This window comes from Arcobacter venerupis, from assembly GCF_013201665.1.
Lineage (GTDB): Bacteria > Campylobacterota > Campylobacteria > Campylobacterales > Arcobacteraceae > Aliarcobacter > Aliarcobacter venerupis.
In genome coordinates, this window is sequence record NZ_CP053840.1 from 1,013,480 (window position 1) to 1,038,391 (window position 24,912).

Here is a 24,912-nt window from a genome sequence, read left to right on the forward strand (position 1 = left end):
ATAAAATATATAAGAAAGAATTACTCTATAGAAGTTTATTTTAGTATAATTTAGATTATTTTTTAGAAGGACCTTTGATGGCATTATTTGATATAGAATTAGATTATATTAAAAATTTAGATGAAGTTGGATTACCTGAATTGGTTTATCAAATAATGTTTTATGAAATTTCAAAACTAAATTTATTAAACCAAGGTTTAAGTATCTCTTTGAATACAAAAACTGCAGATGGTGGTTCTGATGGTGAATTTATAAATTTTGATAAGCCAGTTCCTTCTAATCATAATTTTTTATCTACTAAAAGTATTGTTTTTCAGTTTAAAGCAGCAATTGTAGGAGACAAAGCTTGGTTAGAAAAAGAATTATTGAATAAAACTGAATTAAAACCAAAACTTAAAGATTTAATATCAAAAGGATATTCTTATTATTTAATTACGAGTAAAACAGATTTACCTGCAAAAAACATTGAGCAAAAAGAAGATTATTTAAAAGAAATTTTTCAAGAAAAAGGTTATCCAGATGTTGAAGTTAAAATTGTAACTGCAATAAAACTTCGTGAATGGGCAAGTACTATTCCCCAAATTTATTTAAGACTTAATCCTGACACCACCTATTTTGATAGATTTGGAATGTATGAACAAGTAGTTAAACAGCAATCACAAGATATTGAATATGTAAATGATGAAAAAAGAGAAAAAGGTATCCTTGAAATTAGGAAGAAAGTTGAGGAAACTTTACTTCATAATAAATCAAGTTTTATTAGAATAGAAGGCTTCTCAGGTATTGGAAAAACAAGATTTGTATATGAATCTTTAAATGATAATAAATTTAAGGAATTTGTACTTTATGTTAAAAGTTTTAAAGATTCAATTTTAAATGATTTAGTGTCTTTTTGTAAAAAACAGGCACAAAATAGTAACGAATTAGTTGTATTTGTTATAGATGAATGTTCTTATGATGACCATAAGTTAATTTACAAACATTTAAATGAGTATGTAAATTTTGTAATTATTACAATAGATCAAGTATTATCTACACAAGATAAAATATCTTGTCCTGAAGAATTTAGAATTATGTTAGAAGGACTTGAAGAAAAAGAGTGTGTAGCACTTATTCAAAAAGTAAATCCCATATTACCTGAAGATATTGCACGAAAAATAGCATATTTTACTGAAGGTTATCCACGTTTAGCTTATTATATGGCTGAATCTTATGATATAACAAAAGATGATAATAGTTTTAATAGAGGAGATTTATTAGAAAGAATTATAACTAATGTTACATCTGGTAATGTAGAAGAAATAAAGATTTTATGGGCTATTTCTATGTTTAAAATGTTTCCTGATAAAGAAGAGTTTAAAAATGCAAAATTAATTATTTTAGAGCATTTTAATATTGATAAAACCAATGCTTCAATTATTATTAAAAAATTAATTGCAAAAGGAATAGTTCGTGAGGCAGGAAGATTTTTATACATCAGTCCACGACCAATTTCAATGCATTTATTTAATGACTTTTTAGAAAATACCGATTATGATGATATAGATGAACTTTTTATTAAACTTAATATGCAAGGGTTAATGAATAGTTTTTTTGAAAAACTTGGCAGTGTTGTATTCGATTCATCTCAATACAAGGATTTACTTTTTCGAATTTTATCACGACTCACATATGAGCAATTAAATGATGATTTAGGTAGTAGGATTCTTTATACACTTTGTTTGAAAAATAAAGAATATACGATAAAGATTTTAAATAAATTGTTTGAAAACAAATCAAAAGAAGAATTATTAAATTTTAAGAATGGAAGAAGATATTTAGTTTGGACTTTAGACAAATTAGTTTCTTTTAATGAAACATTTAATGATGCTATGAAACTTTTATTTAGATTATCAAGAGCAGAAATTGAAACTTGGGGAAACAATTCTAAAGGTGTGTTTAAAGAAACTTTTCAATGGGTATTAGGTGGAACAGAAATAAATATTGTAAATAGATTAGATTTATTAAAAGAGTTATATTTTGAATATGAGAATGATGAAGATAGATTAATCTTACTTGATTCTTTTAAAAATTCTTATCCTAAAGTTAATTATACGGGATCACATAAAAATCATTCAAATATACCTGAATATATACCAGAACATTATGAACCACGTATTCAAAAAGATATAGATAATTATTTTGAGAAACTGAAAGAGTTAATTATACTTTTTTATGAAAATTCTTCAGAAAATCTACAAATAAAGATATTAAATAATTTGATTTCATCTTTAAGAATAATGATGTGGTATGAACAGATAAATTTTTGGCTATTAAGTTTTTTAGAAAGTAAAAAAAATTTAAATATTTATTTAGACAATTTATATTTTGTAGAAATTGGAAATACTTTAAAATATGATAGAGATAAAAAGCTCTCTAAAAAAATAATTAAAAAATTGGAAGTTATTCAAAATAGCTACATTAATAATGATAATTTAACAGATATAAAAAATTTATTTTATAGAACTGAAGAGTATAGATATAATTCAAAAGAAGATTTTGAAAAGCATTGTGAATTAATTGCAAGGGATTTTTTTGAGAATAAAAATTTTAATGAATTAATTAATAAAGGAATTAATAATACATATAGAATAGGTAAAAAGTTATCAGAACTAGATCTTGATGGAAGATTATATGATGACATTATTAATTTATTAAAGAATGTTGATAAAGATTCAAGTATTAGATTTATTGAAGGTTATATATCTTTAAGTAAAATGTCAGAAAAAGAGAATCACGAACAATTATTTAATGATATTTATAATAATTTAACTATGAAGAGTTTAACTTTTGATTTTATTCATCTATTAAAACCAAGTGAAATTTCTTGTAATTATTTATTTAATTTATTAAAAGATGATGTAATTGATTCTTCTTTATTAGAGAACTTAACTTTTGGTTTTTGGCTAAGAGATTTTTCAAGAGAAGAATTTATTTTATTTATAGAAAAAATTAATTTAATAATAAAAAATAAATCAGATAGTTTTGATTTAGTGATGCAATATATTCGCCAAAAAAATGTTATGGAATTAATTAACAAATACATAATATATTACATAGAAAATGGAATTTTTGATGTTGAAAATTCAAGAATAGAACATGATATTAGAAGAGGAGTTGAATCTTTTATAAAAAATGGCTTTAGATTTGAAGAGAAGACTCTGTTAAGTGTTTGGAACAGCATTTTAGTTGAGTTCCAAAAGGAAGGTAGATTTGATGGAGAAAAATTTGATGCTTTATATGAAATAATTAAAGAATATCCAAGCTTTTTTTGGAAACTCATTTCTAATAAATTAGATGAATTAAAACCTGATTCATATCCTGAATATTCTAAATTTGTAGATTTTATGCAAGGAGGTTGGATGTCTAACTGGTTTAGTCATTCTCTATTTAATTTCATAGATTCTGATGAAGTAATAGCTTGGATAAAAAATACTGATTATGAAAAAGCAAAATATGTTGTTGCAGATTCATTTAATATTGATTTCAAACAAAGTGAGTTACCTATAATTGTAATAAAAATGTTAGATAAATTTCCAAATGATAAAGATTTATATTCAGGTATTGTAACTAGGTCTGAATCTTGGAGTGGTTCATATGTGTATGTAGCAAATGAAAAAATTGCTAATATTGAATTAATGTTAGATAAATATAAAGAAAATAAAAATATTGTTGAATTTCTAAAGTATCATAAAAGATATTATGAATCAAAAAGAGATAGTGAGAAAATTAGAGATGATGAAAGAGATTTGTTTTAAAAAATAAAATATTACATTTTGTAATATCTTTAGTCAAAAAAGAATAATTTTGATATAGTTTTTAGTTAAAAGTTGAAAATAGTGAGAAGAATGATTATTAGTTATTTTAATTTTATAAAATGATTATTAAAAAATAATACAAAAGGAAACTCTATGTCAAAATGTAAAGAAACAGTAGCTTATTTAAAAGAAAAAAATCTAAAAGAGTTACTTGAAAGATTAAATACTATTGGAATAATATCAGAAGATGTTAAAAATGAAGATAATGAATTTATAATCTCTGGTTTTTATATTAAATACTGGTGCAAAGAAGCTTCAAATTATTTTAAAGCTCAAGGTTATAACGGTGGAGAGCTTATGGCTTTAGGAAAATTTGATGAAATTTATGGAAATTTTATGGTTTTATTTGATCAGGATAAGTATGAAATTAATGAAGTAAGAAGTTATATAGAAAAGATATTAAATAAATATAAGGAATGACCAAAAAAAATATAGAAAAGATTATTCTGTTAATCTATAAAGAAAAATAATTTTATTTTAGGTATATTTGTTATAATAGTAAATAAAGATAAATAATATTAAGTTCTATTTTAAAGAGGTGAGATGCAATTTATTCATAATGATTTGGGACAAAGAAAAAAAGGTGAAATTGTTGAAGTTAGATTAGATGGTAGTGCTGCAAATGTTCGTTTAATGGATAGTTCAAATTTTTTAAATTATAAAAATGGAAGAACGCATAGGTATACTGGAGGATTAGCAAAGCAATCACCTGTAAGAATTGCTATACCAAATTCTGGACATTGGCATGTAACTATTGATATGCAAGGACTTAGAGGTAATACAAAAGCATCAGTTAGAATTTTGCCTAGCCCTTTAGCAGAAATAAAAGAAGTACCTTTATCTTCAATTCCAAGTTTAGTTAATAATATTCCTCCAATATATGTTAAAAACAAAGAAAATCATGATGTATTTATATCACATGCTTCAGAGGATAAAGATGAAATAGTAAGACCATTAGCTAATGCATTAATTGCAGAAGGTTTAAGTGTTTGGTATGATGAATTTTCTTTAAAAATTGGTGATAGTTTAAGACGAAAAATAGATCAAGGTCTTTCTAAAAGTAAGGTTGGTTTAGTGGTATTATCTCCATCTTTTATTAGTAAAGGATGGACTAATTATGAATTAGATGGAATTATAACAAAAGCTGTATCTGGTGAACAAATTTTGTTACCTATTTGGCATCAAATAACAAAACAAGAAGTAATGGATTATAGTCCTACTCTTGCAGATAAATTGGCAAGAAGTACTGCAATGCACACAGTTGAAGAGATAGCGAAAGAAATTTCTGATTTACTAAAATCTTAAAATAAAGGAAGGATTTACATATGGCATATTATCAAAATGGACAATTAATTGGGATAAGAAGAAAAGTATTTATTTCCCATTTTAAAGGAGATTCTGCGGAAGTAGAAGAATTTATTCAAAAATTTGCAAATGAAGAACAAGTATTTATTCCAAAAGTATTAGGTGCAAATGAAAATTATGATTATATTGACAGTGTAAATACTGATTATGTAATGACTCAAATAAGAGAAAAATATCTTTTAGATTCAACTGTTACTATTGTTTTAGTAGGTAGCTGTACACATAGTCGTAGATATATTGATTGGGAATTAAAATCATCATTGAGGCAAGGTAATTATACACCAAATGGTGTTATGGGAATAATTTTACCAAGTAAAGGAAATTCTGCATATTTACCACCAAGACTTGAATCAAACTGGGAAAAAGGTCATGGGAATTGTTATGCAAGATATTGGATATATCCAACAAGTGCAAAAGAACTTCATAATTGGATAGAAGATGCTTTTTTAGCTAGAACAACAAGAACTCATTTAATAAAAAACTCTCAAGAAATACTTAAATATAATAGGAAATGTAATATATGTAATATTACCCATTAAAATAAAGTTATTAATATTCATAAAAATTTGGAAGAATTACAAAATATAATAGTTTGTAAATTTGTATTAAAACCTTTTTATAAGTTTGAAATTATTAACAATTCTAATTCATTCATAAATTTATTAATATTGGAATTATTCCATTCTAATACTTGATTTACATTCACATCAAAAGCTATTTTATTATAATCACTAGAATGACATGTGTAAATAATAGGAATATAATTTGTTGTTGCAATTCCTGCTTCAAAGTAAACATTATTTTTGTGATCGGTCAAATCTATGATAGCAAGTCTTGATCTTTTTATATCATCAATAATATTATCAATTATAGGTTTTTTTAAATTAGTATAATGATTTTTTGTTTCTAAATAGTGAAGTTTAATAAATTTTTTATAAATAAGTGGTTTAATATAATTTTCAAATATATCTGAAATCATTGTATTTGTAAAACTATATGCAGAATATATATATTTGTTTGTTGAAATATTTAATTTAGTTATATCTTCTAGTAAAGCAAGTTGGACAATAGTCTGATTATGCATTAAATATTTCCAAGATTTTTTTTACAATTAATAGATGATCAAATGAATTAAAATCTTGCTCAATGTGTAAAATATTATTAAATCTTTCTTTTTCTTTTTTATCTAGATTTTGATCAATAATGTATACTATTTTTTTATTATTTGAATAAGCTAAATCTTCTTCTTTTTTACACCACTTACTATTTAAAAATTTTTGATTTATAAAAAACACTATGCCTTTACAATCTTTTATAGAATCCTCTATTGTTGAATTTATATTGCTACCTAAAGTAATATTATTTAAATCAAAGAATACTGGAAGATTTTCTCCTAATAAATATGAATATATTGTTTCCAGATCTTTTTTATTTATATCACTATAACTAAAAAATACAGTATTTGGCGGAAACATTGAATTATCAAAAGAATAACCAATATCAATTAAATTTTTACGTTCAGGCCAAATAAAAAATTCTTTAAAAAACATATCAATTTGATCTGGAAAAATATGATTCATAAAATTAAATCTTCTACCTTTACCAATATGTTCATATAAATAAAGACTTGAAACACTAGTTAATTCTTTAATAACAAAAGGTTCAATGGTTTTTCTGATATCTTTTTCAAATTCTTTTTTTTCAAATTCTATGATTAAATAAAATTCTAATTGATATATATTATTATTTACAAAAGGTAGAATTCCTAAATCAACATTTGAATATTTAGTAACTAATTCTCTAATAGGTTCTTTTAGTTTTTCTCTATTTCCATAATCACATTGATAACATATCTTTTGTAGAATCATTTAATTATCCTTTGCATCATTTTCATTTATAATTAATGTTATTTGTTCTTCAATAGTTATTTCGCTATTTATATTTATTCTTTTTAAATTCTTAAATGCTGGAAATTCATTTATATCTACATCATCCAATAATATAGGAATAATTAATGTATTTTCTTCTAATGCAGATTCTTTTTCACTCCAGAACCATTTTTGGTCAAGTATTTTTTGACTTAGAAAAACTAATACAGCTCCTTTATTTTTAGTTTCATTAAGAGCTATTTTTGTTTTATCAGATAAATTAGGAATATTTTTTCTTTTTGCTGTTGTATTTTTATATTCTTTATAATCATCATAATCATAAATAAAATAAAGAGTTGATCTTTTCATTAATTTATCCAACTTAGATAATTCTGTGCATTTTTCAGATTTAAGATTTTCCATATCAATGGTAACAAATATTTTTGATTTATCTTTTTCAACTAATTCTTTTTCCCATTTGACCCAATCTGATTTTCTTGCATCATAACTATCGCACAAAACAAATATATTTCTTTCTGAAATTTCACTTTCAATAAGTTCTTTTCTCAAATGTTTTTTATCTTTTTCTAGACATCTAAGATAAAACATTAATGCACTAAATCCATTTTCTTCTAAGTAATCTCTAACAATTTTTACATTCTCATAATCGTTTGAAGAATGAGATAAAAACACCCATCCTTTGGCTCTTTCTTCCCAATGTTTCATTTAATTACTTTTGCCATTTTTCACCATGTCTATTATGTACAAATGATGCTAATGAATTATCTGGATTTATTTTATTTCTTCTATTAAATGCTTCATGAATCCATTCTTTAATATCTTCAGGATGATTACTCCATTCATAAATTTTTGCAAATCCACAATCAATATTATCTGATAATCTTGGCGGAATAGTATATTTATCATATGGTAGAATATCTGAGGTTTCTGCATCAAAACTAATTCCAATATAACTAGGTAAAAGAATACCTATTAATCCCGTTCTAGGATTTTTTTCAGTCTCTCTTATACTTGAACTTATCTCCCAATCCACATGCTTTCTTTTCCAAGTTTCTGCACCAATAAGTACAATAGTAACTGTTGCATCACTAATAAAATCATCTCTAATTTTTTGTCTAATTGTCTCTGTTTTTAAATCAGAATCTATATCTCCATCAGAAACAGACTTATCTATAAATCCATCAAAAAGTTCTCCAAAAGTTTCTACAAATTCTTTTTTATATCCTTCGTCATTTGCATGATGATAACTAATAAATACTTTATGTTTATCTGCCATTTTTAATCCTTTTTTATAATTATTTTATATTATTTATCCCTTTTATAATTAGAGACACTATTTCATATAAATTTGTACTTTCAAATAGAATTTCATTTTCTTCTATGGTTAACCCATTATTTAGTCCTTTTATCCCTTTTTCTTTAAAAAACAGATTCATTTTTTCATAATCTATTTTTTCACTTTCTCCAATAGATTCATAATACTCATACAATTTCTTAAAACTTGGATTCTTTAGCTGATATTCAACACTAAAAATCTCTGAAATATCACCTTTTAAAGTATCAATTATTTTTTTAGTACCTCCCCCAAATCCTCCTACTAAATATACTGGTTTTTCATCAATTACCGCTAAATATGTTTCTTCTAAAATGCCAGGATATTTACCTGCAAAATTTTCATTTTTTCCACCTGCTACTATTTTTATATCCATATTTTTTGTCATTACTTCCCTCATCTTAGTAAGAGTTTCTGACGTTATGTAGTTTTTTTCTAGTTCATCTATGTCTTTTAAATTATATTTACTATCAGGTTCTATATCCTTAAACTCAACAATATCAAGTAAATTTGTTTTATGTTCATCTAGTATTTTTTCATAATATGGATAAGAAGTGTAGTTTGTTATAATCTCGCTTTCTTTATATTCTTCATTATAACTCATCACAAGTTGAGCTAAAATTTCTACAAAATTAAACTCTTTATTTATGTATCCTAAATCTCCTCCATACATAAGCTTTGAGTTAAAAACCAGTAAGTATCTTGCAAGTTCAACTATAAAACTTCTTAGATGATATAACCTTTGATTGTACTCTTCAATATCTTGAGATTCTGAAATAGATATAGCTATCTTTAATTCTCTTTTTTCTTTATTTTTATTTAGATACATTAAAGGTGTAAAGTAGCACTCTTTTTTATAACTATTTAATATCTCAAGTTCTTCATTTCCTAATGGTGGATCAGGATATAAAAACTTTTCACATTCATTTTTATTTATCAATGTTAAAAGTTCTGGAGCAGAAGCTAAAGGGGTAAACTCTTTAAGACTATTTTCTTCTAAAAAACTATCTAAAACTAGATGTTGATAATAGTGCCTTACACTTTCAACTAAAATTGATTTAAGAACTAATCTCATATTTTTATCATTAAGCTTACTTACTTTCATAATAGGTACATTTGCCATATAAGGAAAGCTTCTATCTTCTTTATCTTTTAGTAAATTTACTACTACTATAGGTCTATCATGTTTTTTTGCAAAAAGTATCTCTTTTCTACACCAAAGTCTTGAAGAGTAAAGGTCCGTATAATATACCAAGACAATAGAATCTCTAACACCTTTTTCTAAATCATCTGCCCAATTTGATGATTCTTGAATATGATTAGCATCAAAAAAACTATCTAGTTTAGTATCTGTAGATATATAGTGTTGTAAATCTTTTGCTAAACTTTTTCCATCTAGTTTCGCATGACTTATAAAAACTTTTTGTTTATGATTTGTCAAAGATTTACATAAAAAATGAGCTAAATCTAAAATAGTAGCATTAATCATATCTTCTAATGTTTTATATTCATAAACTCTAACTAGATTTTTTTCTTCAAAAAATGGACTTAATCTATGGCTATTTTTAGATATTGCGAAAGAAATAATACTAAATTCTTTATCATCTGTAATATGACTAAGATTATTTTTTTTATTATCTAAAAGTAACTTATCCTCTATAAGAACAACTATAATATTTTTTTCATATTTATTTTTATCTATATTACAATTATCACTATCGTAAAAAAATACAGGTATATTTATGCCTCTACTAAGATAATTATTCAAATTTTTACAAAAAGTAGAATATATAATATCATTATATGTTTCTCTATTATAGAAATTTTTATGTGATATTACATGTATAGCTAATAGTGATTTTATACCCACTTTAATATTCCTTTAAATTATTTTATTTATTATAACTAATAAAATTTTAATTTTATAGTAAAAAATTATTCTTTAATAATTTAAATTTAAAAAACATCATAATCTAAATTTGTCACCTTTTGTGAACAACGAGATGTTAAATTGGATATAAATTGCGTTAGAAATTTGTGTCCACATTTGGCATACTCGCTTAGCTCCTTTTTTAATTATTTTAAATTGCAAATATAAGATATTAAATTAGGTATAAATATTATTTATAAGTTTTAATACAATATTATAAGATATTTTATAAGATTATTTTGATAATATACAATTTAATAAGATATTTGTAGATAATTAACTAAATATAAGGCGACAAAATGGATTCTTTAGCATTAGCAAAAAAAAGAGCACAAAAAGAGCATGGATTAGGACGAAAATCAAAATTAGATGATCATTTAAAAGCAATTGAATATTTGTTATATGAAGCAAATTTTAGTTTAAAACAAGTGCAAAGTTTTTTAGAAGAGGATTGTAATTGTAAAGTTTCTTATTCTAATTTACAAGGCTTTTGTAAAAGAAGATTTTTAAATAAAGTCGTAGTAAATAATTTCAAAAAAGAAAATATTACTAATGAAGATATAGTTATTGAAAATAAAATTCATAAAGAAAAAAAAGTTCATGATATATTTGCTAATTTAAAGCCATAAAAGTTTAAAAAGATGTTTTATTGGTTGTTGGATATAAGTCATCGTGATGATAAAAAATAAAAGAGCTTTAAAATGAGTAATCATAGAACTTACAAACTTTAATATAGCACAATATTTTGATAATAAAGAAGTAATATCAGAATACTTGTCTCAAATCTTAGCTGATAGAGATATGAATGAAGTACAAGAAGCTCTTAAAAATATTGAGAAAGCAAAAGGTATGTTAATACGTTAAATAGGAAGATAAATAGGCTTAGGCAGAGTAAAGTATATATAAAATTTTCATAAAAGCACAAAACCTAAATTTGATACTATTATAAAGGTATTAAGTTTTTTGTCGCTATTTCAACAAATAACGTTTTTTGTATATGTTATTTGTTGATTTTCAGACTATTTGTATATAATGAACGTCTAATAAATAGTTATGCTACAAAACATGAGGAGTTGATAAAGTGTCTATTTCAACAATAAGTAACTCAATTACTAATATACAAAAAGAAATCTCTGATCTTCACTATAAAATGAGTCTAGAAACTAAAAAAGAAGTTGATTGTAATAATAGAATAGGTCAAATAGAAAGAAGTATCACGAAAAATACAAGCTTATCTACATTAAATAGTAAAAATGCAGAAATTCAAAGAAAACAGAGTGAAATTTCTAAAATACAAATAAAAAAAGCAGATTTATATAAAAAGATTTCTGATAAAGATGGAAAACTATTAAAATTAAAACAAGACTTAGCGAAAGAAGAAGAACAAGAACGTAAGAAACAAATTGCAAATGAAGAGAAAAAAAGAAAAAAATTATTAGATTTAGAAAAACGACAACAAAAAGAACAATTAGCATTTCAAAAACAATTACAACTAGAGATACAAAATACAAATAATATCTCAGTTGTAATTAATCATAAAAATGAAAATAGCAAGACAGCTATCAATAAGTCAATACTATCTATAGAATATGACTTATTTATTTCACATGCTTCAGAAGATAAAGATGAAATTGTTAGACCATTAGCCGAAGAACTTCAAAAATTAGGAGTAAAGGTATGGTATGATGAGTTTACATTAAAAGTTGGAGATAGTTTAAGAAAAAGTATCGACCATGGACTACTTAAATCAAAATATGGTACCGTAATTTTGTCATCTACCTTTTGTTCAAAGAGTTGGACTCAATATGAATTTGATTCCATGATTACTAGAGAAATGAATGGTCATAAAATGATTTTACCCATTTGGCATAAAGTGACAAAAAATGATGTAATAAATTTTAGTCCTGCCCTAGCAGATAAAGTTGCTTTAAATACATCATTAAATAGTATTGAAGAAATTGCAAAACAATTATCTGAAGTAATTTTAGAAGTATAGGCATAACAAATTAGAGAAGCCAATAAATTATTTAGCGAGTAATTTATTGGTTCATTTCAAACGTTAAGAGATAGATAAAATACACAAAGGTAAAATATGGAAAAAATTGAAATAGCTAAAAGATGGTTAGAAAAATCAAAAAAATACAATAATACCGATGTTGAAGAAGTTATGGATAAATTTTTCAGCTTGTATGTGTCATATAATGCAATATATTCTAAATTTAGCCAAGGAAGTGCTAACGATGATAGAAGTTGTGCTACAACAAAGATGGCCGAGTATCTTAAAAGAGAAAATATCACAATTTTAAATGATTGTGAAAGTACAGTAAAAAAAATGATTGCACCTATTAAAAATGGAAGTTTTTATATTTATGGAAATCATAGTGGTCAAGATTTCAAAAAAGACAATGTAATTATTCAAAAAATTGAAGAAGACATAAACAACTATGCATCAATATTGAATTTTATATATGGCTTACGTTCTAATATGTTTCATGGTGAAAAACAAATAATTGGCGAACAAATTCAACTATTAAATCCTGCAAATATTATTCTGGAAAAATTATTAGATGCATTGATTAAAAAAATTTTAACAAATTAGTGGTGCCAATAAATTACTAATGGAAATTTACCTGTTATGAAACAAAGGAAATAAATGTTTACTTATTCCAAAGAACTTAATGAATATATAATATCTCGCCGACAAAAAAATATAAATGACAATAAAAAAACTGCAAAAAATATTAAACAGTTATTAAATATGTTTCGTCCTGATGAAATAACTTATGAATTAGCTTTTAAAATAATAAAATCTGTTGAACAATGTATCAATGAAATTTATTCTCATCCAAATTCAACACTTTCTCTTATAGCAAATCTAAGATTTTTATTTGAAACATGTATAAATACTAGGTTATTATCATCTGAACCTAGCTATAAATACAAACTTAGATACTCTATATATAGTCATCAAGTAGAAAAATCAGAAAACTATACATCATATGCTAAAAAAGATATTTCACTCCTCGATACTTTAATCCAATCAGAAAAAGAAATTGAACTTGTAGACTCTGATGAAAGTGATAAAAAAGTAAATGAATTATATGATAAGCTTGATAAAGAATTGTCAATATTTTTAGATGTTGCAGAATATAATGGTGCTGAAATTCATAAAGATTTTATTCAATCGTACATAATAGAAAACCAAAAAAGAATAAACGATATGATTGTTGCACGAGATGCATTTATTAATGAACTATTGAAAAATCAGGAAGCAAATTTAATTTTTAAATTTGATGGTAGTATTGACGATATTGAGAAGAAGTTAAAAGATAAAAGAACTTGGAAGAAAAAAGCAACTGATACTGGATTAGAAGAAATGTATATGTTTATTTATGATTATACTAGTGCACTTGTGCATAGTACTTCTTACTCAATACTTATTCCGAATCAGCTTGACAAATCAGAAGAAGAAATGATCATTGGACTTGGAACAAGAATAACCAACGATATATTAGAAAATTTAAAGGTATTTGCTAAAATTCCAAATATTACAATAGTAGAGTCTGTAAAGGTAGTGTAAAAATAACTGTGTAAGTTCAAATCATATGTTTAAAGTTTTATCAGCTTTTATTAATCTCAGATGTTATGTAGAATTTTAATTCAGTTGCAGTACAGCTTCTGAAAATAGTACTAGTTCATTCATATAGTTTTTTGAAATACCTAATCATAAAATGCTTATAATCTTCTATTGTTAAATCTAATCTAGTATTTCCATTTATATACCCACTAAAATTTAATTCATAAAATTGAAACTCTATAATTGTATATATTTGAGTTACTTCTTTTATCTTTGAAATTCTTGTTTTAAAATATAAATTCTTTTTGTATTGTTCATATTCTTTGGGTAAATATTCATTTAAAAATTTCATATATGTAGTATCTGATACACTAAAATTGCTTTTATTATTTTGACTAATATAAGCCAGTTGTTTGGGGATAGTATATAAATTTATTATAAGAGTTTTTATTACTTCAATATTTGAAAGTAACACATCATTTTTTGTTTTTCTTTTAGTACTCAATTTGTACTCCTTTTTTTATTTCAATATGTAATATTTATAAATTAAATAAAAATTACATTGTATAATTTTAAAAAAATAAAGGCTTTATCATGCAAGAAGAATTAGAACCAAATTACGAAATCCAAGTTTTTGAAAAAGATACTCATCGTTTTATGGATAGTTATTTCATTTATAGTGATGATGAAATTACAGCTTTAGCTCAAGGAATTAATCACTTTAAAAATCAATATCCAACTAGGGATTATAATTTTGAAGTTGAGTATTGGGGTGAATTTCAAAGTGATAGAGGTTTTGAAATGTCTTTTGATTCTGAGCTTTATAACAATGATAATTCTGAAAAATCTAAACTTGATATTCAAAGAGTTTCAAGTATGCTAAAAGAATTTGCTTTTCTTTTCATCATTTGAAGATGATTTAAAATTTGCTAATGAAAAAATAGTTGAAGTTGAAAACTCAAATTTATCAACTACAGATAAAGCCTTTCAAATTCAAATTCTAAGAGATACTATTGAAACTATAAGAGAGATTCAATAATCTCTCTTATGTGAACTATTTATTTTAAAAATTCTTTCTTTTTTGATTCATACTCTTCTTGAGTAATTGCACCTTTTTCTTTTAACTCAAACCAATAGTTTAAATCTTTTGTTTCTTCAAACCCATACATATTCTTTATATGATTGTTTGCTTCATAATTCATTTTTGCATTTTCATTAGCTTCCATTTGTAGAAGTTTTAATGAAATATCTTTATAAATTGGTAACCCTAATTTTTTTCTATTTTTTCTGATTCTATATTCAGTAAAAATAAATGGACTTGCAACAGCAAGTAAAAAAAGAGTTCCATCAATCATTGGATCACCACTTGTAAAAGGTGGTTTTGTTTTTGGATTAATTGTTAAAGCCATAATTATGATGATATAAAAGAATGAAAAACTAAAAAAGTAAAATATCATTCTTACTAAAAAATGTACTTTGAATAATCCACTGTGATTATAATTCATGCTAAACCTTTAAATTTTATTTATATTCTAGTTCCCCAACTTGAAGCTTCATTTTTCATTGATTCTATTGCACCATCAAGTTCTTTACTTCCTTGAACTTCAATTACTTCAAATAAAGTATTATGTAAAGAGACAATTATTTTATAAATAATTACAATACTAAATACAGCAATTGCTATCTCTATAAAGCCATCAAATACATAAATCTTTAACTTAGCTAACCATTCACCATTTACAGTCCCAAAGGACCATGAAGTACCTTTAACCCCTTGATATTGTAAAGAGTTGTTTTCTAACATTCCTATAATGATTTTTTTACCAAAAATATCACCAATTGAATGAATTAATGAACTAGCTGTCATTGCTAACCAAACAGCTAAAACAAATATTGGAAGCTCTAACATAGTTGCAAATATTTTCATTGTAAATCTTGATATTGCTTGTATGTTTTCCCTTGCAAACATAATAGGCATCATAAATAAACTAGCAAAGTGAAAACTAAAGATTTTTACTAAAATGACAATAAATCTTAGTAATCCAATTACAACTAATCCAACTATTGGAGTTAATTCTAAAACTGTTTTTGCTGTTTCATAGGCGAAATACATACCTAATATTCCACCTCCTAAAGTTCCAACCGCTGCACCTGCAACAGTACCAACTGTTCCACTTAACCAACTTAATATTCCACCACCTGCAGCTGCTCCTGCACCTCCACCAAGTGCTCCACCAATCTTTCCAGAGTTTTCAGTTACAACATTAAATATTGTTCCTGCTCCTGGAACAAACATATATGGAATTGAACTCATAATCATGTGAGTTCCCATTGAATCTTCTTTTACTTCATCATTTAGTTTTTCTAAAACTTCACTTCTTTTGGTTTTATATAATCCACCTATATATTCTGTTTGAAGTTTTGTAACAGGTAGTCCAAGAACTGCTAAATATCCAAAATCTCTATATAGTTCATATTGGAACTTTATAAGTCCTTCTAACATTGGTATTTTATTTGCTGAGCTTTCATTTTGCCCTGTTAAAGTTTTCATAGAATTATCATAAGCTATCATCTTTGATTCATTCTCTTTATCTGCATAATAGTTTTTACCACATAGACTCAAACTATATTCTGGATAAAAATGATCTAAAGGATCTTTGCTATTTACTTTGCTTAGAACATTTTGGTTATATGCTCCACTTCCCTTTACTTCGCCATCTTGAACCGAATAGTATAAATTTGAAGTATTACTTCTGATTTTACTATTAGCATACGCCCATTTCTCACTTGTAGGATATGCAATATTTGGATCAGTTGAATATTGGTGTTTACCTTCACCATCAATTAACCCATCATAGTTGTAAATATTATTCTTACAAATATCTGCAATGTTTCCTGTAAAATCCATCAAGTTACTTGATTGTGTTAAACCTGCACTTGTTTGAATAATCTGCTCTTTTGTGCCAACTCCACTTTTTTTAATGATTGCATTTACTTCTGCATCAATAATTACTTTAGCAGCTGCATCCGCCCAATCACTAAATAAGTAATAGCCACCTTTTTCTATATCTTGATATTTTGTTTTCATAATGTCATATTCTGCTACAACACTACCATTACTTGATATTTGTTCTTTAAATCCTGTTGGAAAGAATAGTAATACTCCTAATACAATACCTGTAATATACGGAGATACTTTCTCATGGTTTTGCTTATCTTCCATTTTTGATGAAAAATGAGATAAGGCTTTACCTCCGACTCCCCAAATACCGAAGAAAGCAATCAGTAGTATCAAGTAAGTCATACTTACATCTGAAAGCCCTGTATAAACACTAAAGATAGTTTCTGCATCTGCTAGAATATACTCTTTGTTATCAACAAATTCATTAGAACTAGAATCAAAATAACTAGATGCAAAATTATCTTTTAATTGTAATTTATTAGCAGATTTTGTGCTATTTACATCAACTATATCTGTATCACTAAGAACTGCTGCAGTTAATAATCTAGGAATTGTTAGATAATTTCCTGATTGATTTGAAACTGAACTTTGAATGCTATTTACAGCATTTTGTAAAGGTTTAAATTGATTATCTGCATTATCAATTAAATTTCTATTTGCTTCTTCTGCCTTTTTTAAATCTAGTGCAAAGGCTTCTTTCAAATTAGGATAACTTGTATCAAATACTCCAATAGGATTATACAAATCCCCTTTTTTAGCAACCATACAAGTAACTATTCCACTTTGTGCATTTATTGAATAAACAGTTGCAGTCCAATCATTACCCACAAAAGAGCAAGTTATACTTGATCTTATATTTGCACTATTAACAGGTGTTGCAATTTGTCTAGTTAATTGACTTTCACTTGAGATAATACCTCTACGAACTAAAGCTTCTTTTGAAATACTTTGTAAATCATCAGTTTTATATTTATCCATATCTCCTTTTCTGTAATCATCCATTACGTAAGAAGTGCTAATCTCTGTATATGCGAAACCATCAAGTGTGAAAATAAAACTACATAGGAAGATTAAAAAATATTTCATTTTTAACTCCTATTACTAGTTTTCTGAGGAAACTCTTTTTTATCATCTTTTTTTGTTTCCTGAAGAAACACATTGTTTTTTAATTTTGTTTCCTGAGGAAACTTTTTTATCCTTACAAAATAATCCAACATTACAACAAGAATTAAATACATACCTGTAAAACATTTGATAATGAAATCATAGTCGTAAAGGAATTTAATATAAATCTCTTTTGATGGATTAGGATAAATATTAAAAAATGCATTAATTAAAATATCTTCTAAAAGAAGATATAAAAAACACCAAATAGTTGCATAAAGTAAAACTCTTATGAACCAATGCATATTTTTTAATCGCCATTTTTCAAGTTTATTTTCTTTGATAAATTGCTTCTTTTGTTTTTGTTGTTCTAGGTGTTTATCAACATCATAATTGCCACTATATAAGCTCTCATAATTACAAATCCCAATAGTAAAAATTATACTTAGTGCTTTTATACCAAAGCCAATTAAAATTAAAAGGCTTTGTATAAATACAGGGATTGAATATGATTTTATATCAATAATTGCTCCTAGTTTGGTGATTGTAAAATAAAGAGCAACAGTTAATGAAATGTAAAAAAAATATCTATAATAAACAGGAATTGTTTTTAAACTTTTAAATAAAAATTGAGACTTGTCGAAAGTTGAAAGCCACCATAAACCAAGAGTTGTACCTAAATTTCTCATGCACTTACTCCTGATTTTATTTGATTTCTAATAAAAGATATTTGTAAATATAAAAGAGGAAGTTTTTCAAGAATAGTCATCTTTTTTTCTATTTTTTCATTTCCATCTTTGAAAAGATTTTTAATTTGTACAAACATTGTTAGTAATTCTTGAGCATTTCTTGCAGCAAGAAAAGGAATATTCATATCTTTTAACAAAGATGCAACAATTTCGATATTCTCATTTAAAGTTTCAATCTCATCCCATATAGCAAGTTCTATATCATCTTTTGGTTCGATTTTCATTACCATTTTTAGTCCTTTATTTAAGAAAAAAGAAAACAAGTGCTGAAACAGCACCACCACCTAAAAAGCTTAGAATTCCTGTTAATATGTTATTTTTCAAATAAGATTTTTCCAATTTTTGATGAAAATCATCAAAATTCTTAATTGCATCTTTTACATTTTTATTTGCATCTTCAAATTTTTTTAGATCAACATCTTTTAATTTTTTTGAAATTTGTATTTCAAGCTCATTTTTAAGTAAGGTTAGGTTTTCTTGAAATTGGTTAATCCAAATTTCAGCCCTTAGTTCAAGATTATCTTTCAGATTTTCAGTTTTTTTTGTTTGTTCTTCAAACATTTTTTTATTACTGATTTCAAAATTTGCAAAGTTATTCACTATTTGTTCAATTCGGAAACTTAAATCATCCAAAATATTTACAGTATCAGTAATATTTGATATTTCATCATTGATAGATATAAGATTTTTAATTAATCCACCATCTTGATCATTTTTTAATGTTGATAAAACTTTTAATTGAAGAAATTTTAATGTGTCAATAAGTTCTTCAATTTGTGATTTATCAATTGCAATTAATTTGTTTTCCATAGATGTTATACTCCTAATGATTTTTTAAGTGGTTGTAGTTGTTCAACTAGTTGTAAAACTTTTTTAGCAAATCTAAACATTTTCATATTTCTCATAAATTTTTCTTCACCTTCTTGTTGCCAAGCAATATGATATTTATCTTTATTTGCAACTAAATCAGCAGCATTAATATAACTGTCGAGTAAGGCAATTTGATAGTGAGATTTTAGAAGTGAAAATATATTTGTGTTTGGGACAAAGAATATATTGTTAAATTCTAGTTGCTCAATTCTTGATGGAAGATCAATTTCATCATCACCGAAAAGTGAAGAAAATTGTTTTTTAATTTCTGTTTTATCCATGCTAATACATCTATTAAGAATTAAATTAATAGTAGGATTAGAATCAAAGCTTTTGATTAATTTTATGGTCGTTTTTACATTATCAACTTGATCGTAATCGTCATTGATTGGAATATAGTAGTTAAGAGAATTCATGTCACTTTGAGCAAGAGAATTCAAAATTGCTTTTGTGTCATTTCCCCCTCCACAATCTATGATATTTATTTTATTTTCATCTTGTGAAAAACTATCAAAATATACTTGGTCTAATACATCCTCACTTTCTCTAATTTGAATACTTTTAAATTTAATGTGATTTGATGAAATAGAAATTTGATTATTATCGTCTATTTCATATACTGAAACTTGTGTCTCAGTAGAATGTAAAATAAGAGGCAATATCATCGAACCTGTTATTGTTTTACCAACACCACCTTTTGTGTTACATACAACATGTGTATTAATATTTGTTTTTTGATTCTTTTTCATTTGTTTTCCTTTTAAAACGATTTTTTTAAATCTTGTATTTTTTGAACAAAATGTTCAACTTCTTGATTAAATGCTTCATTTTTTTGATTATTTGAATTTAGATAATCAAGTAGATTGGTTTTTGTTAGTGAGAATTCACTAAATATTTTAGATGTTGGAATATAGAAGATATTATCAACAGTTATTTCATCTATTCTTGATTTTATTCCTATTTTTTTATCCCCAAATAATCCAATAAATTGTTTTTCTATCTCATTTTTATCCAGTGAATTACACTTGTTTAAAACTAAATATATTTTTGGGTCAAAAGCACTAAATTCTTTGATTATTTCTATTGTCTTGATTGCAAGATCTACTTCAATTGCATTATCTGTTAATGGAATATAATAATTAACTCCCATACCTAGTTCCTGGAGTAACTCAAAACCATCTTTACTTAAATCAATAATGTTTATATTTTTTGATTTTCTAAAAAGAAAATCAATACAATCTGTATTAATTCTTTTACCGAAATTTTGTAACTGAATTGATTTTGTACCTATATGAACCAATTTAAAATTATGTGGCTCATCATCAATAACATTGAAATCATCTGGACGATAAACAGTTATTGCTTTATTTTCTGTGTATATCAATGTAGTCAATATCTCAGATAGAATAGTTTTACCAACTCCTCCTTTGGGACTACAAACCACATATGTGTTACTGTTTTGTTTTTGTGACATTTTTTGCCTTTTTTTGTTGTTTTATATCATGTTAATTTTGCTTGTCTTTGATTTTGCCGTAGGGATTAAAGGGTAGGCAAAACAAAATTAACCATTCCCTAAGCTCAGAAATATTGGCTAACTATCTTATTTGTGAACTAAACTTTGTATTTGAGCTAATTGATTAAATTTACATTTGATATTAATATTAAAAGCTAAATTTTTAAGTGTGAATTCTTCAAGATTTTTATTAAAGGTTACTTCATCAATAGCAAGTAATTGATTTTGATAATTTATCATTTGATTTTGTAAATTTTTGATCTCTTGTATTTTTATATCTAAGAGGAAGTCATTGAAATTATCTAAAGTCATTTGATTATTGTTAAGTAAAGAACTAAAGATCTTTTTTCGATGTAGTCTTTCACTTGTTTTAGGCTTCAATCCATCTGCTTTTAACCAATCATAAAATTTATCAAAGAGTTCAATTTTTTGATTTCCATCAATCATTTTCTTCTTCCTCTTCTTCTTTATGGATATTGTTATATATATTATTATATGTGTCCGGATTCCGGATTATGTAATTCATTTTCCGAACGGTTATAATTCGTTTTATGGACTCTAGTTCACTTTCCGGACAACTGTCCAATTTCAAAATTTACAAATTCATCCCACCATTTATTTGTTGTTTTTAAAAAACCACTTTCTGGGTCTTTTTCTACTAGATTCTTTTCAGTTAATTTTTTAATTGATTCATATGTAGCAGTTCTTCCAAAATTAAACATTTGACCTAATGTTTCAATTTTTCCATAATACCAACCTTTAAATTTACTATCTGGATTATTACTAAGATGATATATTGCATTTGCTAAACAATAATCATTATTTGAGAGATCATATTTAACACGTGGATGATGTTTTATTGTTGTATAGTCCGCTAATCCTATTTGCTTATTTTTTTCACTCATATATTTATCCTTACATGTGTGTAATTGTAAAAAACTAAGTTACTATGTTGTAGTATTCACTTAGTTAAAGCCTTAAGCCGTTTTGATAGCTCTCTTAATACTCGCCAAAGTCTTTTAAGAGAGTGTTTTATATTGTTTTAATCTTATTATCAATTAAATGTTTTGCAACTGTTGTAATTAAATATATAACTTGTCCTCGTTCTTTTCCGTTACGTCTCGTATAGGGTATACCAATTGCCTCAGCTCTATCATTTTGAAGACTTTTATCACTACATCCAACGACTTGAGCTGTTTCATCTTCATCCATTGTAATCTTTCCAAATTTTTCAAATAATAATTTTGATAAAACTTCATATTCATTCATTTAATACTCCTAATTTTGAGCTAAAAATTCAGCTACATCTCTTTTTGTGTAAATATAAGACTTACCCATTTTTTTACATCTTGGTCCAATTCTTTCTTTTGCCCAATTCATAATTGTTCTTGGCTCTACTTTAAATATTTTTGCAACATCATGACTATCAAGAGTTAAGGCTTTTTCAAAACCTAACTCATTAATATCTTTTAGGTATTTTTCAATCAAATCTTGTGTCATTTTTCTAGTTCCTTCAATTGATTTTCTATCACTTTCTTCAATATATCTTTATCACTCATAGTTGATTCTTTTCCTTTTTATTTTAATTTTGATTAACCCTAATCTTTAGGACTAACACAAATTAAATTAAGGAATTTTCTTTTCTTGGCACTCCTAAGCCTCAATAAACTCAATCTGTACCTTACACCCCGCATTGGCTCCGTAACCAATGCCAAGATGAATTCTTTTATACCCCGAAGGGCGACAAATACCACCTACGCTTTGATTTTCGTATTTCAACTGTACTTTTACTTTATTTCAAGTACAATTTTCTTGGTGGATGGGAACAATAGGATTTTTAAAGAACATAAAAGACATAAAGTGCTAGAATTGGCTCATATATTATAATTATAGGCTAATATGTCTTATAAATAAAATTATAGGCTATATATTCTTATATATTTCTTAATAATGTCTTATTATGTACGATTAGTCAAAAAAATGTTAGAAAAAGGTATTTGCATGGATATTAATGATATTTTTGAAAGATTATTCAATCATTTCCAAACATCAACAATCAGAGAATTAAGTGAAAAAATAAACATGAGTGAATCAACTGTCTCTAAATGGAGACAAAGAGAATCAATTAATGCAATTAAAAAGAAATGCCGTGAAATAGGTATTTACAATGAGATTTTTGGAGATTTAAGTTCAAATATTAATAATTTCCATAATTCAAATATTAATAAGGCTTTTGATTTATCTTCAAATAGTCATTCACAAGATAGTATAAATATAGGAAATAATCCAATTTGTGAGCAAGTTTCAAAAATGAATCAAACTATTGTTTATAGCTTTATTAATGTATATTATAAATTAGAAAAAAAAGGAGATTTAAAGAGGCTTCATAAAATATTAGGAGAAATAGAATTTGAATGATTCTGAATTAAAAACTTTTAATTTTCAAAATGATTTTAAAGATAATAATATAGATACTGTATTTGATTTGGAAGGTGCATTAATTGAAAATCTTTCAATCAATACAAATGATTTTAAAAAAAAATTAATTTTTAATTTTGAATATGATAAAGAATTAAAGAAGTTATTAAACATAGAAGATATTTATTTAAAGTTTGAAGAATATTCTTTATTATTTGAACGAGAAGAATATCATATTTATACAAATGTTTCTAGTAAGTTGAATTCTCAAGTTTTAAAAGAACTAAAGGAAAAGATATCTGACATTGATTTCTCAAAGAAAGTGTCATACTCTTTTATTAATGAAGTATTTGGAAATATGGAACATATATTGTATGCAAATGAAACTAGTTACATTTTATTAGAGAATCAATTTAATGTTTTAGCCCTTTTTAGAAGAAGATATTTTGATAATGAAGAAATAGATTTATTTAATTTAATTGAAGAAAATCAGAATATTGATTTTTCAATGAATAAAAATGTTTTTGATATTGATAATATTGAATATGTAAAAGCTAATATTGAATTAATAGAAAGTTTATTGAAAGAGGATGATCTTCAATTTAATGAATATCAAAAAAAGGATTTAAATTTATATCTTAATGAATGGAAGTTATTCGAGTCTTTATTTACTAATGATGATTTTGATTTGAAATTTAGGCAGAGGTTAATACTAGATTCAATCTTTAATTTAGAAGACTATAGTGATTGTACATTTTTGTTTAATAAGTTAGTAGAATTTAATAATTAATTAAAGCTACATTTTTAGCAGTAATTTTAATTTAGGTGTCAAATAGGTGTCAAATATAAAAAAAGGCAAGAGATAAAAACCTCTTGCCTTTTGCTTACAGTAGTGCTTAGAGCTTATTCAGCTACAGCTACTTCTACTGGTGTACCTTCCCAGATACCATGTTTTGTACAGTAACCGTGAGCTACTAAAGTTAATTTTTTACCAGTTGGAATAATCGTAAATGTAGTTGTATTATGAGCTTTAACATTTCCTAATGTTCCTGGAACATAAGAAGCTTTTGCTAATTGTGTATCTCCATTAAATAGTGTTACAGACTCAATATAATGATCGAAATCATCTGGATGAGTATATTCGTTACCCATTTTTACAGTTACTTCAAATGGTTCACCTGCTTTTGCAGTTGCAGCACAGTGAATAAATGGACTGTGTCTATCAATTAAATCTTTTTTCGCTTCTCTTTCTACAGTATCAATATCAACATATTTGTTAATTTTTGGCATATTTGTCTCCTAATAAAATTATTTAAGCGAATATTATACACTAATTAGTTTAAAA

The 24,912-nt window shown here is 25.3% G+C and carries 31 protein-coding genes; 13 read left to right on the forward strand and 18 right to left on the reverse strand.

All coding sequences use genetic code 11. From position 1 onward, the window contains the following. Nucleotides 1–77: 77 nt before the first annotated feature. The 4 genes from AVENP_RS04990 (at nucleotide 78) to AVENP_RS05005 (ending at nucleotide 5,761) form a co-directional block, all read left to right on the forward strand. The gene (locus AVENP_RS04990) at nucleotides 78–3,797 is read left to right on the forward strand and encodes a hypothetical protein (protein ID WP_128358981.1); all 3,720 of its coding nucleotides are present in this window, start codon (nucleotides 78–80) and stop codon (nucleotides 3,795–3,797) included. Between the two features lie 153 nt (nucleotides 3,798–3,950). After that, a complete protein-coding gene (locus tag AVENP_RS04995) occupies nucleotides 3,951–4,277 on the forward strand; it encodes a hypothetical protein (RefSeq protein WP_128358980.1) in 327 nt (108 codons plus the stop codon). A gap of 123 nt (nucleotides 4,278–4,400) precedes the next feature. Then, complete coding sequence (locus tag AVENP_RS05000) at nucleotides 4,401–5,162, forward strand: DUF1883 domain-containing protein (protein ID WP_128358979.1); 762 nt, start codon at nucleotides 4,401–4,403, stop codon at nucleotides 5,160–5,162. A gap of 20 nt (nucleotides 5,163–5,182) precedes the next feature. After that, nucleotides 5,183–5,761, forward strand: coding sequence for a TIR domain-containing protein (locus tag AVENP_RS05005; protein WP_128358978.1), 579 nt, complete (start codon nucleotides 5,183–5,185; stop codon nucleotides 5,759–5,761). A gap of 77 nt (nucleotides 5,762–5,838) precedes the next feature. Here AVENP_RS05005 and AVENP_RS05010 read toward each other — a convergent pair whose 3' ends face one another. The 5 genes from AVENP_RS05010 to AVENP_RS05030 are packed head-to-tail and all read right to left on the reverse strand — an operon-like array spanning nucleotide 5,839 to nucleotide 10,314. Further along, entirely contained in the window at nucleotides 5,839–6,306 is a 468-nt protein-coding gene (locus AVENP_RS05010; RefSeq protein WP_128358977.1) for a hypothetical protein, read from the reverse strand. Next, on the reverse strand, nucleotides 6,299–7,090 hold the full coding sequence (locus tag AVENP_RS05015; protein WP_128358976.1) for a toll/interleukin-1 receptor domain-containing protein: 792 nt from the start codon (nucleotides 7,088–7,090) through the stop codon (nucleotides 6,299–6,301). Before AVENP_RS05015 ends, AVENP_RS05010 begins: the two co-directional genes overlap by 8 nt. Next, nucleotides 7,091–7,816: a TIR domain-containing protein gene (locus AVENP_RS05020; RefSeq protein WP_128358975.1), complete on the reverse strand. Its 726-nt coding sequence runs from the start codon at nucleotides 7,814–7,816 to the stop codon at nucleotides 7,091–7,093. It lies immediately after the preceding gene. A gap of 4 nt (nucleotides 7,817–7,820) precedes the next feature. Continuing rightward, on the reverse strand, nucleotides 7,821–8,387 hold the full coding sequence (locus AVENP_RS05025) for a TIR domain-containing protein (RefSeq protein WP_128358974.1): 567 nt from the start codon (nucleotides 8,385–8,387) through the stop codon (nucleotides 7,821–7,823). Between the two features lie 19 nt (nucleotides 8,388–8,406). Beyond that, on the reverse strand, nucleotides 8,407–10,314 hold the full coding sequence (locus AVENP_RS05030) for a TIR domain-containing protein (protein WP_128358973.1): 1,908 nt from the start codon (nucleotides 10,312–10,314) through the stop codon (nucleotides 8,407–8,409). Nucleotides 10,315–10,673: 359 nt separating this feature from the next. Between AVENP_RS05030 and AVENP_RS05035 the strand changes: the two genes are divergently transcribed. The 5 genes from AVENP_RS05035 (at nucleotide 10,674) to AVENP_RS05050 (ending at nucleotide 13,954) form a co-directional block, all read left to right on the forward strand. Then, complete coding sequence (locus AVENP_RS05035) at nucleotides 10,674–11,003, forward strand: hypothetical protein (RefSeq protein ID WP_128358972.1); 330 nt, start codon at nucleotides 10,674–10,676, stop codon at nucleotides 11,001–11,003. A gap of 82 nt (nucleotides 11,004–11,085) precedes the next feature. Then, on the forward strand, nucleotides 11,086–11,238 hold the full coding sequence (locus tag AVENP_RS16100) for a helix-turn-helix domain-containing transcriptional regulator (RefSeq protein WP_430385358.1): 153 nt from the start codon (nucleotides 11,086–11,088) through the stop codon (nucleotides 11,236–11,238). 217 nt (nucleotides 11,239–11,455) lie between these two features. Beyond that, nucleotides 11,456–12,370: a toll/interleukin-1 receptor domain-containing protein gene (locus AVENP_RS05040; protein WP_128358971.1), complete on the forward strand. Its 915-nt coding sequence runs from the start codon at nucleotides 11,456–11,458 to the stop codon at nucleotides 12,368–12,370. Between the two features lie 96 nt (nucleotides 12,371–12,466). Then, nucleotides 12,467–12,973 carry a hypothetical protein gene (locus AVENP_RS05045; protein WP_128358970.1) on the forward strand — a complete coding sequence of 169 codons (507 nt, stop codon included), beginning with the start codon at nucleotides 12,467–12,469 and terminating at the stop codon, nucleotides 12,971–12,973. Nucleotides 12,974–13,027: 54 nt separating this feature from the next. After that, nucleotides 13,028–13,954, forward strand: a complete 927-nt coding sequence (locus tag AVENP_RS05050; protein ID WP_128358969.1) for a DUF5677 domain-containing protein — start codon at nucleotides 13,028–13,030, stop codon at nucleotides 13,952–13,954. 115 nt (nucleotides 13,955–14,069) lie between these two features. On the opposite strand, the gene AVENP_RS05055 is transcribed toward AVENP_RS05050, so the two are convergent. Beyond that, nucleotides 14,070–14,456 (reverse strand): hypothetical protein, encoded by a 387-nt coding sequence (locus AVENP_RS05055; protein WP_128358968.1) that lies wholly within the window; start codon nucleotides 14,454–14,456, stop codon nucleotides 14,070–14,072. Nucleotides 14,457–14,545: 89 nt separating this feature from the next. On the opposite strand from AVENP_RS05055, the gene AVENP_RS05060 reads away from it, so the two are divergent. Beyond that, complete coding sequence (locus AVENP_RS05060) at nucleotides 14,546–14,863, forward strand: hypothetical protein (RefSeq protein ID WP_128358967.1); 318 nt, start codon at nucleotides 14,546–14,548, stop codon at nucleotides 14,861–14,863. Beyond that, entirely contained in the window at nucleotides 14,841–14,990 is a 150-nt protein-coding gene (locus AVENP_RS05065; RefSeq protein WP_153802236.1) for a hypothetical protein, read from the forward strand. Before AVENP_RS05060 ends, AVENP_RS05065 begins: the two co-directional genes overlap by 23 nt. 19 nt (nucleotides 14,991–15,009) lie before the next feature. Here the strand turns inward: AVENP_RS05065 and AVENP_RS05070 are convergent, their stop codons facing one another. The 11 genes from AVENP_RS05070 to AVENP_RS05120 all read right to left on the reverse strand — a co-directional run bounded on the left by AVENP_RS05070 (nucleotide 15,010) and on the right by AVENP_RS05120 (nucleotide 22,649). Then, nucleotides 15,010–15,456, reverse strand: a complete 447-nt coding sequence (locus AVENP_RS05070) for an SHOCT domain-containing protein (RefSeq protein WP_128358966.1) — start codon at nucleotides 15,454–15,456, stop codon at nucleotides 15,010–15,012. A gap of 20 nt (nucleotides 15,457–15,476) precedes the next feature. Next, nucleotides 15,477–17,999, reverse strand: coding sequence for a hypothetical protein (locus AVENP_RS05075; protein WP_128358965.1), 2,523 nt, complete (start codon nucleotides 17,997–17,999; stop codon nucleotides 15,477–15,479). Between the two features lie 2 nt (nucleotides 18,000–18,001). After that, a complete protein-coding gene (locus AVENP_RS05080; protein WP_128358964.1) occupies nucleotides 18,002–18,706 on the reverse strand; it encodes a hypothetical protein in 705 nt (234 codons plus the stop codon). Then, a complete protein-coding gene (locus AVENP_RS05085) occupies nucleotides 18,703–18,990 on the reverse strand; it encodes a hypothetical protein (RefSeq protein WP_172664220.1) in 288 nt (95 codons plus the stop codon). The genes AVENP_RS05080 and AVENP_RS05085 overlap by 4 nt, the downstream gene beginning before the upstream one ends. 16 nt (nucleotides 18,991–19,006) lie before the next feature. Further along, complete coding sequence (locus AVENP_RS05090; RefSeq protein ID WP_128358962.1) at nucleotides 19,007–19,576, reverse strand: hypothetical protein; 570 nt, start codon at nucleotides 19,574–19,576, stop codon at nucleotides 19,007–19,009. 5 nt (nucleotides 19,577–19,581) lie between these two features. After that, nucleotides 19,582–20,385, reverse strand: a complete 804-nt coding sequence (locus AVENP_RS05095) for a hypothetical protein (RefSeq protein ID WP_128358961.1) — start codon at nucleotides 20,383–20,385, stop codon at nucleotides 19,582–19,584. A gap of 11 nt (nucleotides 20,386–20,396) precedes the next feature. Then, complete coding sequence (locus AVENP_RS05100) at nucleotides 20,397–21,110, reverse strand: P-loop NTPase family protein (RefSeq protein WP_128358960.1); 714 nt, start codon at nucleotides 21,108–21,110, stop codon at nucleotides 20,397–20,399. Nucleotides 21,111–21,236: 126 nt separating this feature from the next. Continuing rightward, nucleotides 21,237–21,596, reverse strand: coding sequence for a hypothetical protein (locus AVENP_RS05105; protein WP_128358959.1), 360 nt, complete (start codon nucleotides 21,594–21,596; stop codon nucleotides 21,237–21,239). 116 nt (nucleotides 21,597–21,712) lie between these two features. Next, complete coding sequence (locus tag AVENP_RS05110) at nucleotides 21,713–22,054, reverse strand: hypothetical protein (RefSeq protein WP_128358958.1); 342 nt, start codon at nucleotides 22,052–22,054, stop codon at nucleotides 21,713–21,715. A gap of 127 nt (nucleotides 22,055–22,181) precedes the next feature. After that, the gene (locus AVENP_RS05115) at nucleotides 22,182–22,418 is read right to left on the reverse strand and encodes a hypothetical protein (RefSeq protein ID WP_128358957.1); all 237 of its coding nucleotides are present in this window, start codon (nucleotides 22,416–22,418) and stop codon (nucleotides 22,182–22,184) included. 9 nt (nucleotides 22,419–22,427) lie between these two features. After that, nucleotides 22,428–22,649 (reverse strand): helix-turn-helix domain-containing protein, encoded by a 222-nt coding sequence (locus AVENP_RS05120; RefSeq protein ID WP_128358956.1) that lies wholly within the window; start codon nucleotides 22,647–22,649, stop codon nucleotides 22,428–22,430. Nucleotides 22,650–23,150: 501 nt separating this feature from the next. Here AVENP_RS05120 and AVENP_RS05125 point away from each other — a divergent pair. Both AVENP_RS05125 and AVENP_RS05130 read left to right on the forward strand, forming a co-directional pair. After that, a complete protein-coding gene (locus AVENP_RS05125; RefSeq protein WP_128358955.1) occupies nucleotides 23,151–23,567 on the forward strand; it encodes a helix-turn-helix domain-containing protein in 417 nt (138 codons plus the stop codon). Beyond that, on the forward strand, nucleotides 23,560–24,357 hold the full coding sequence (locus AVENP_RS05130) for a hypothetical protein (protein WP_128358954.1): 798 nt from the start codon (nucleotides 23,560–23,562) through the stop codon (nucleotides 24,355–24,357). The genes AVENP_RS05125 and AVENP_RS05130 overlap by 8 nt, the downstream gene beginning before the upstream one ends. Nucleotides 24,358–24,470: 113 nt before the next feature. On the opposite strand, the gene AVENP_RS05135 is transcribed toward AVENP_RS05130, so the two are convergent. Further along, nucleotides 24,471–24,857: a class II SORL domain-containing protein gene (locus AVENP_RS05135; protein WP_128358953.1), complete on the reverse strand. Its 387-nt coding sequence runs from the start codon at nucleotides 24,855–24,857 to the stop codon at nucleotides 24,471–24,473. Nucleotides 24,858–24,912: the final 55 nt, after the last annotated feature.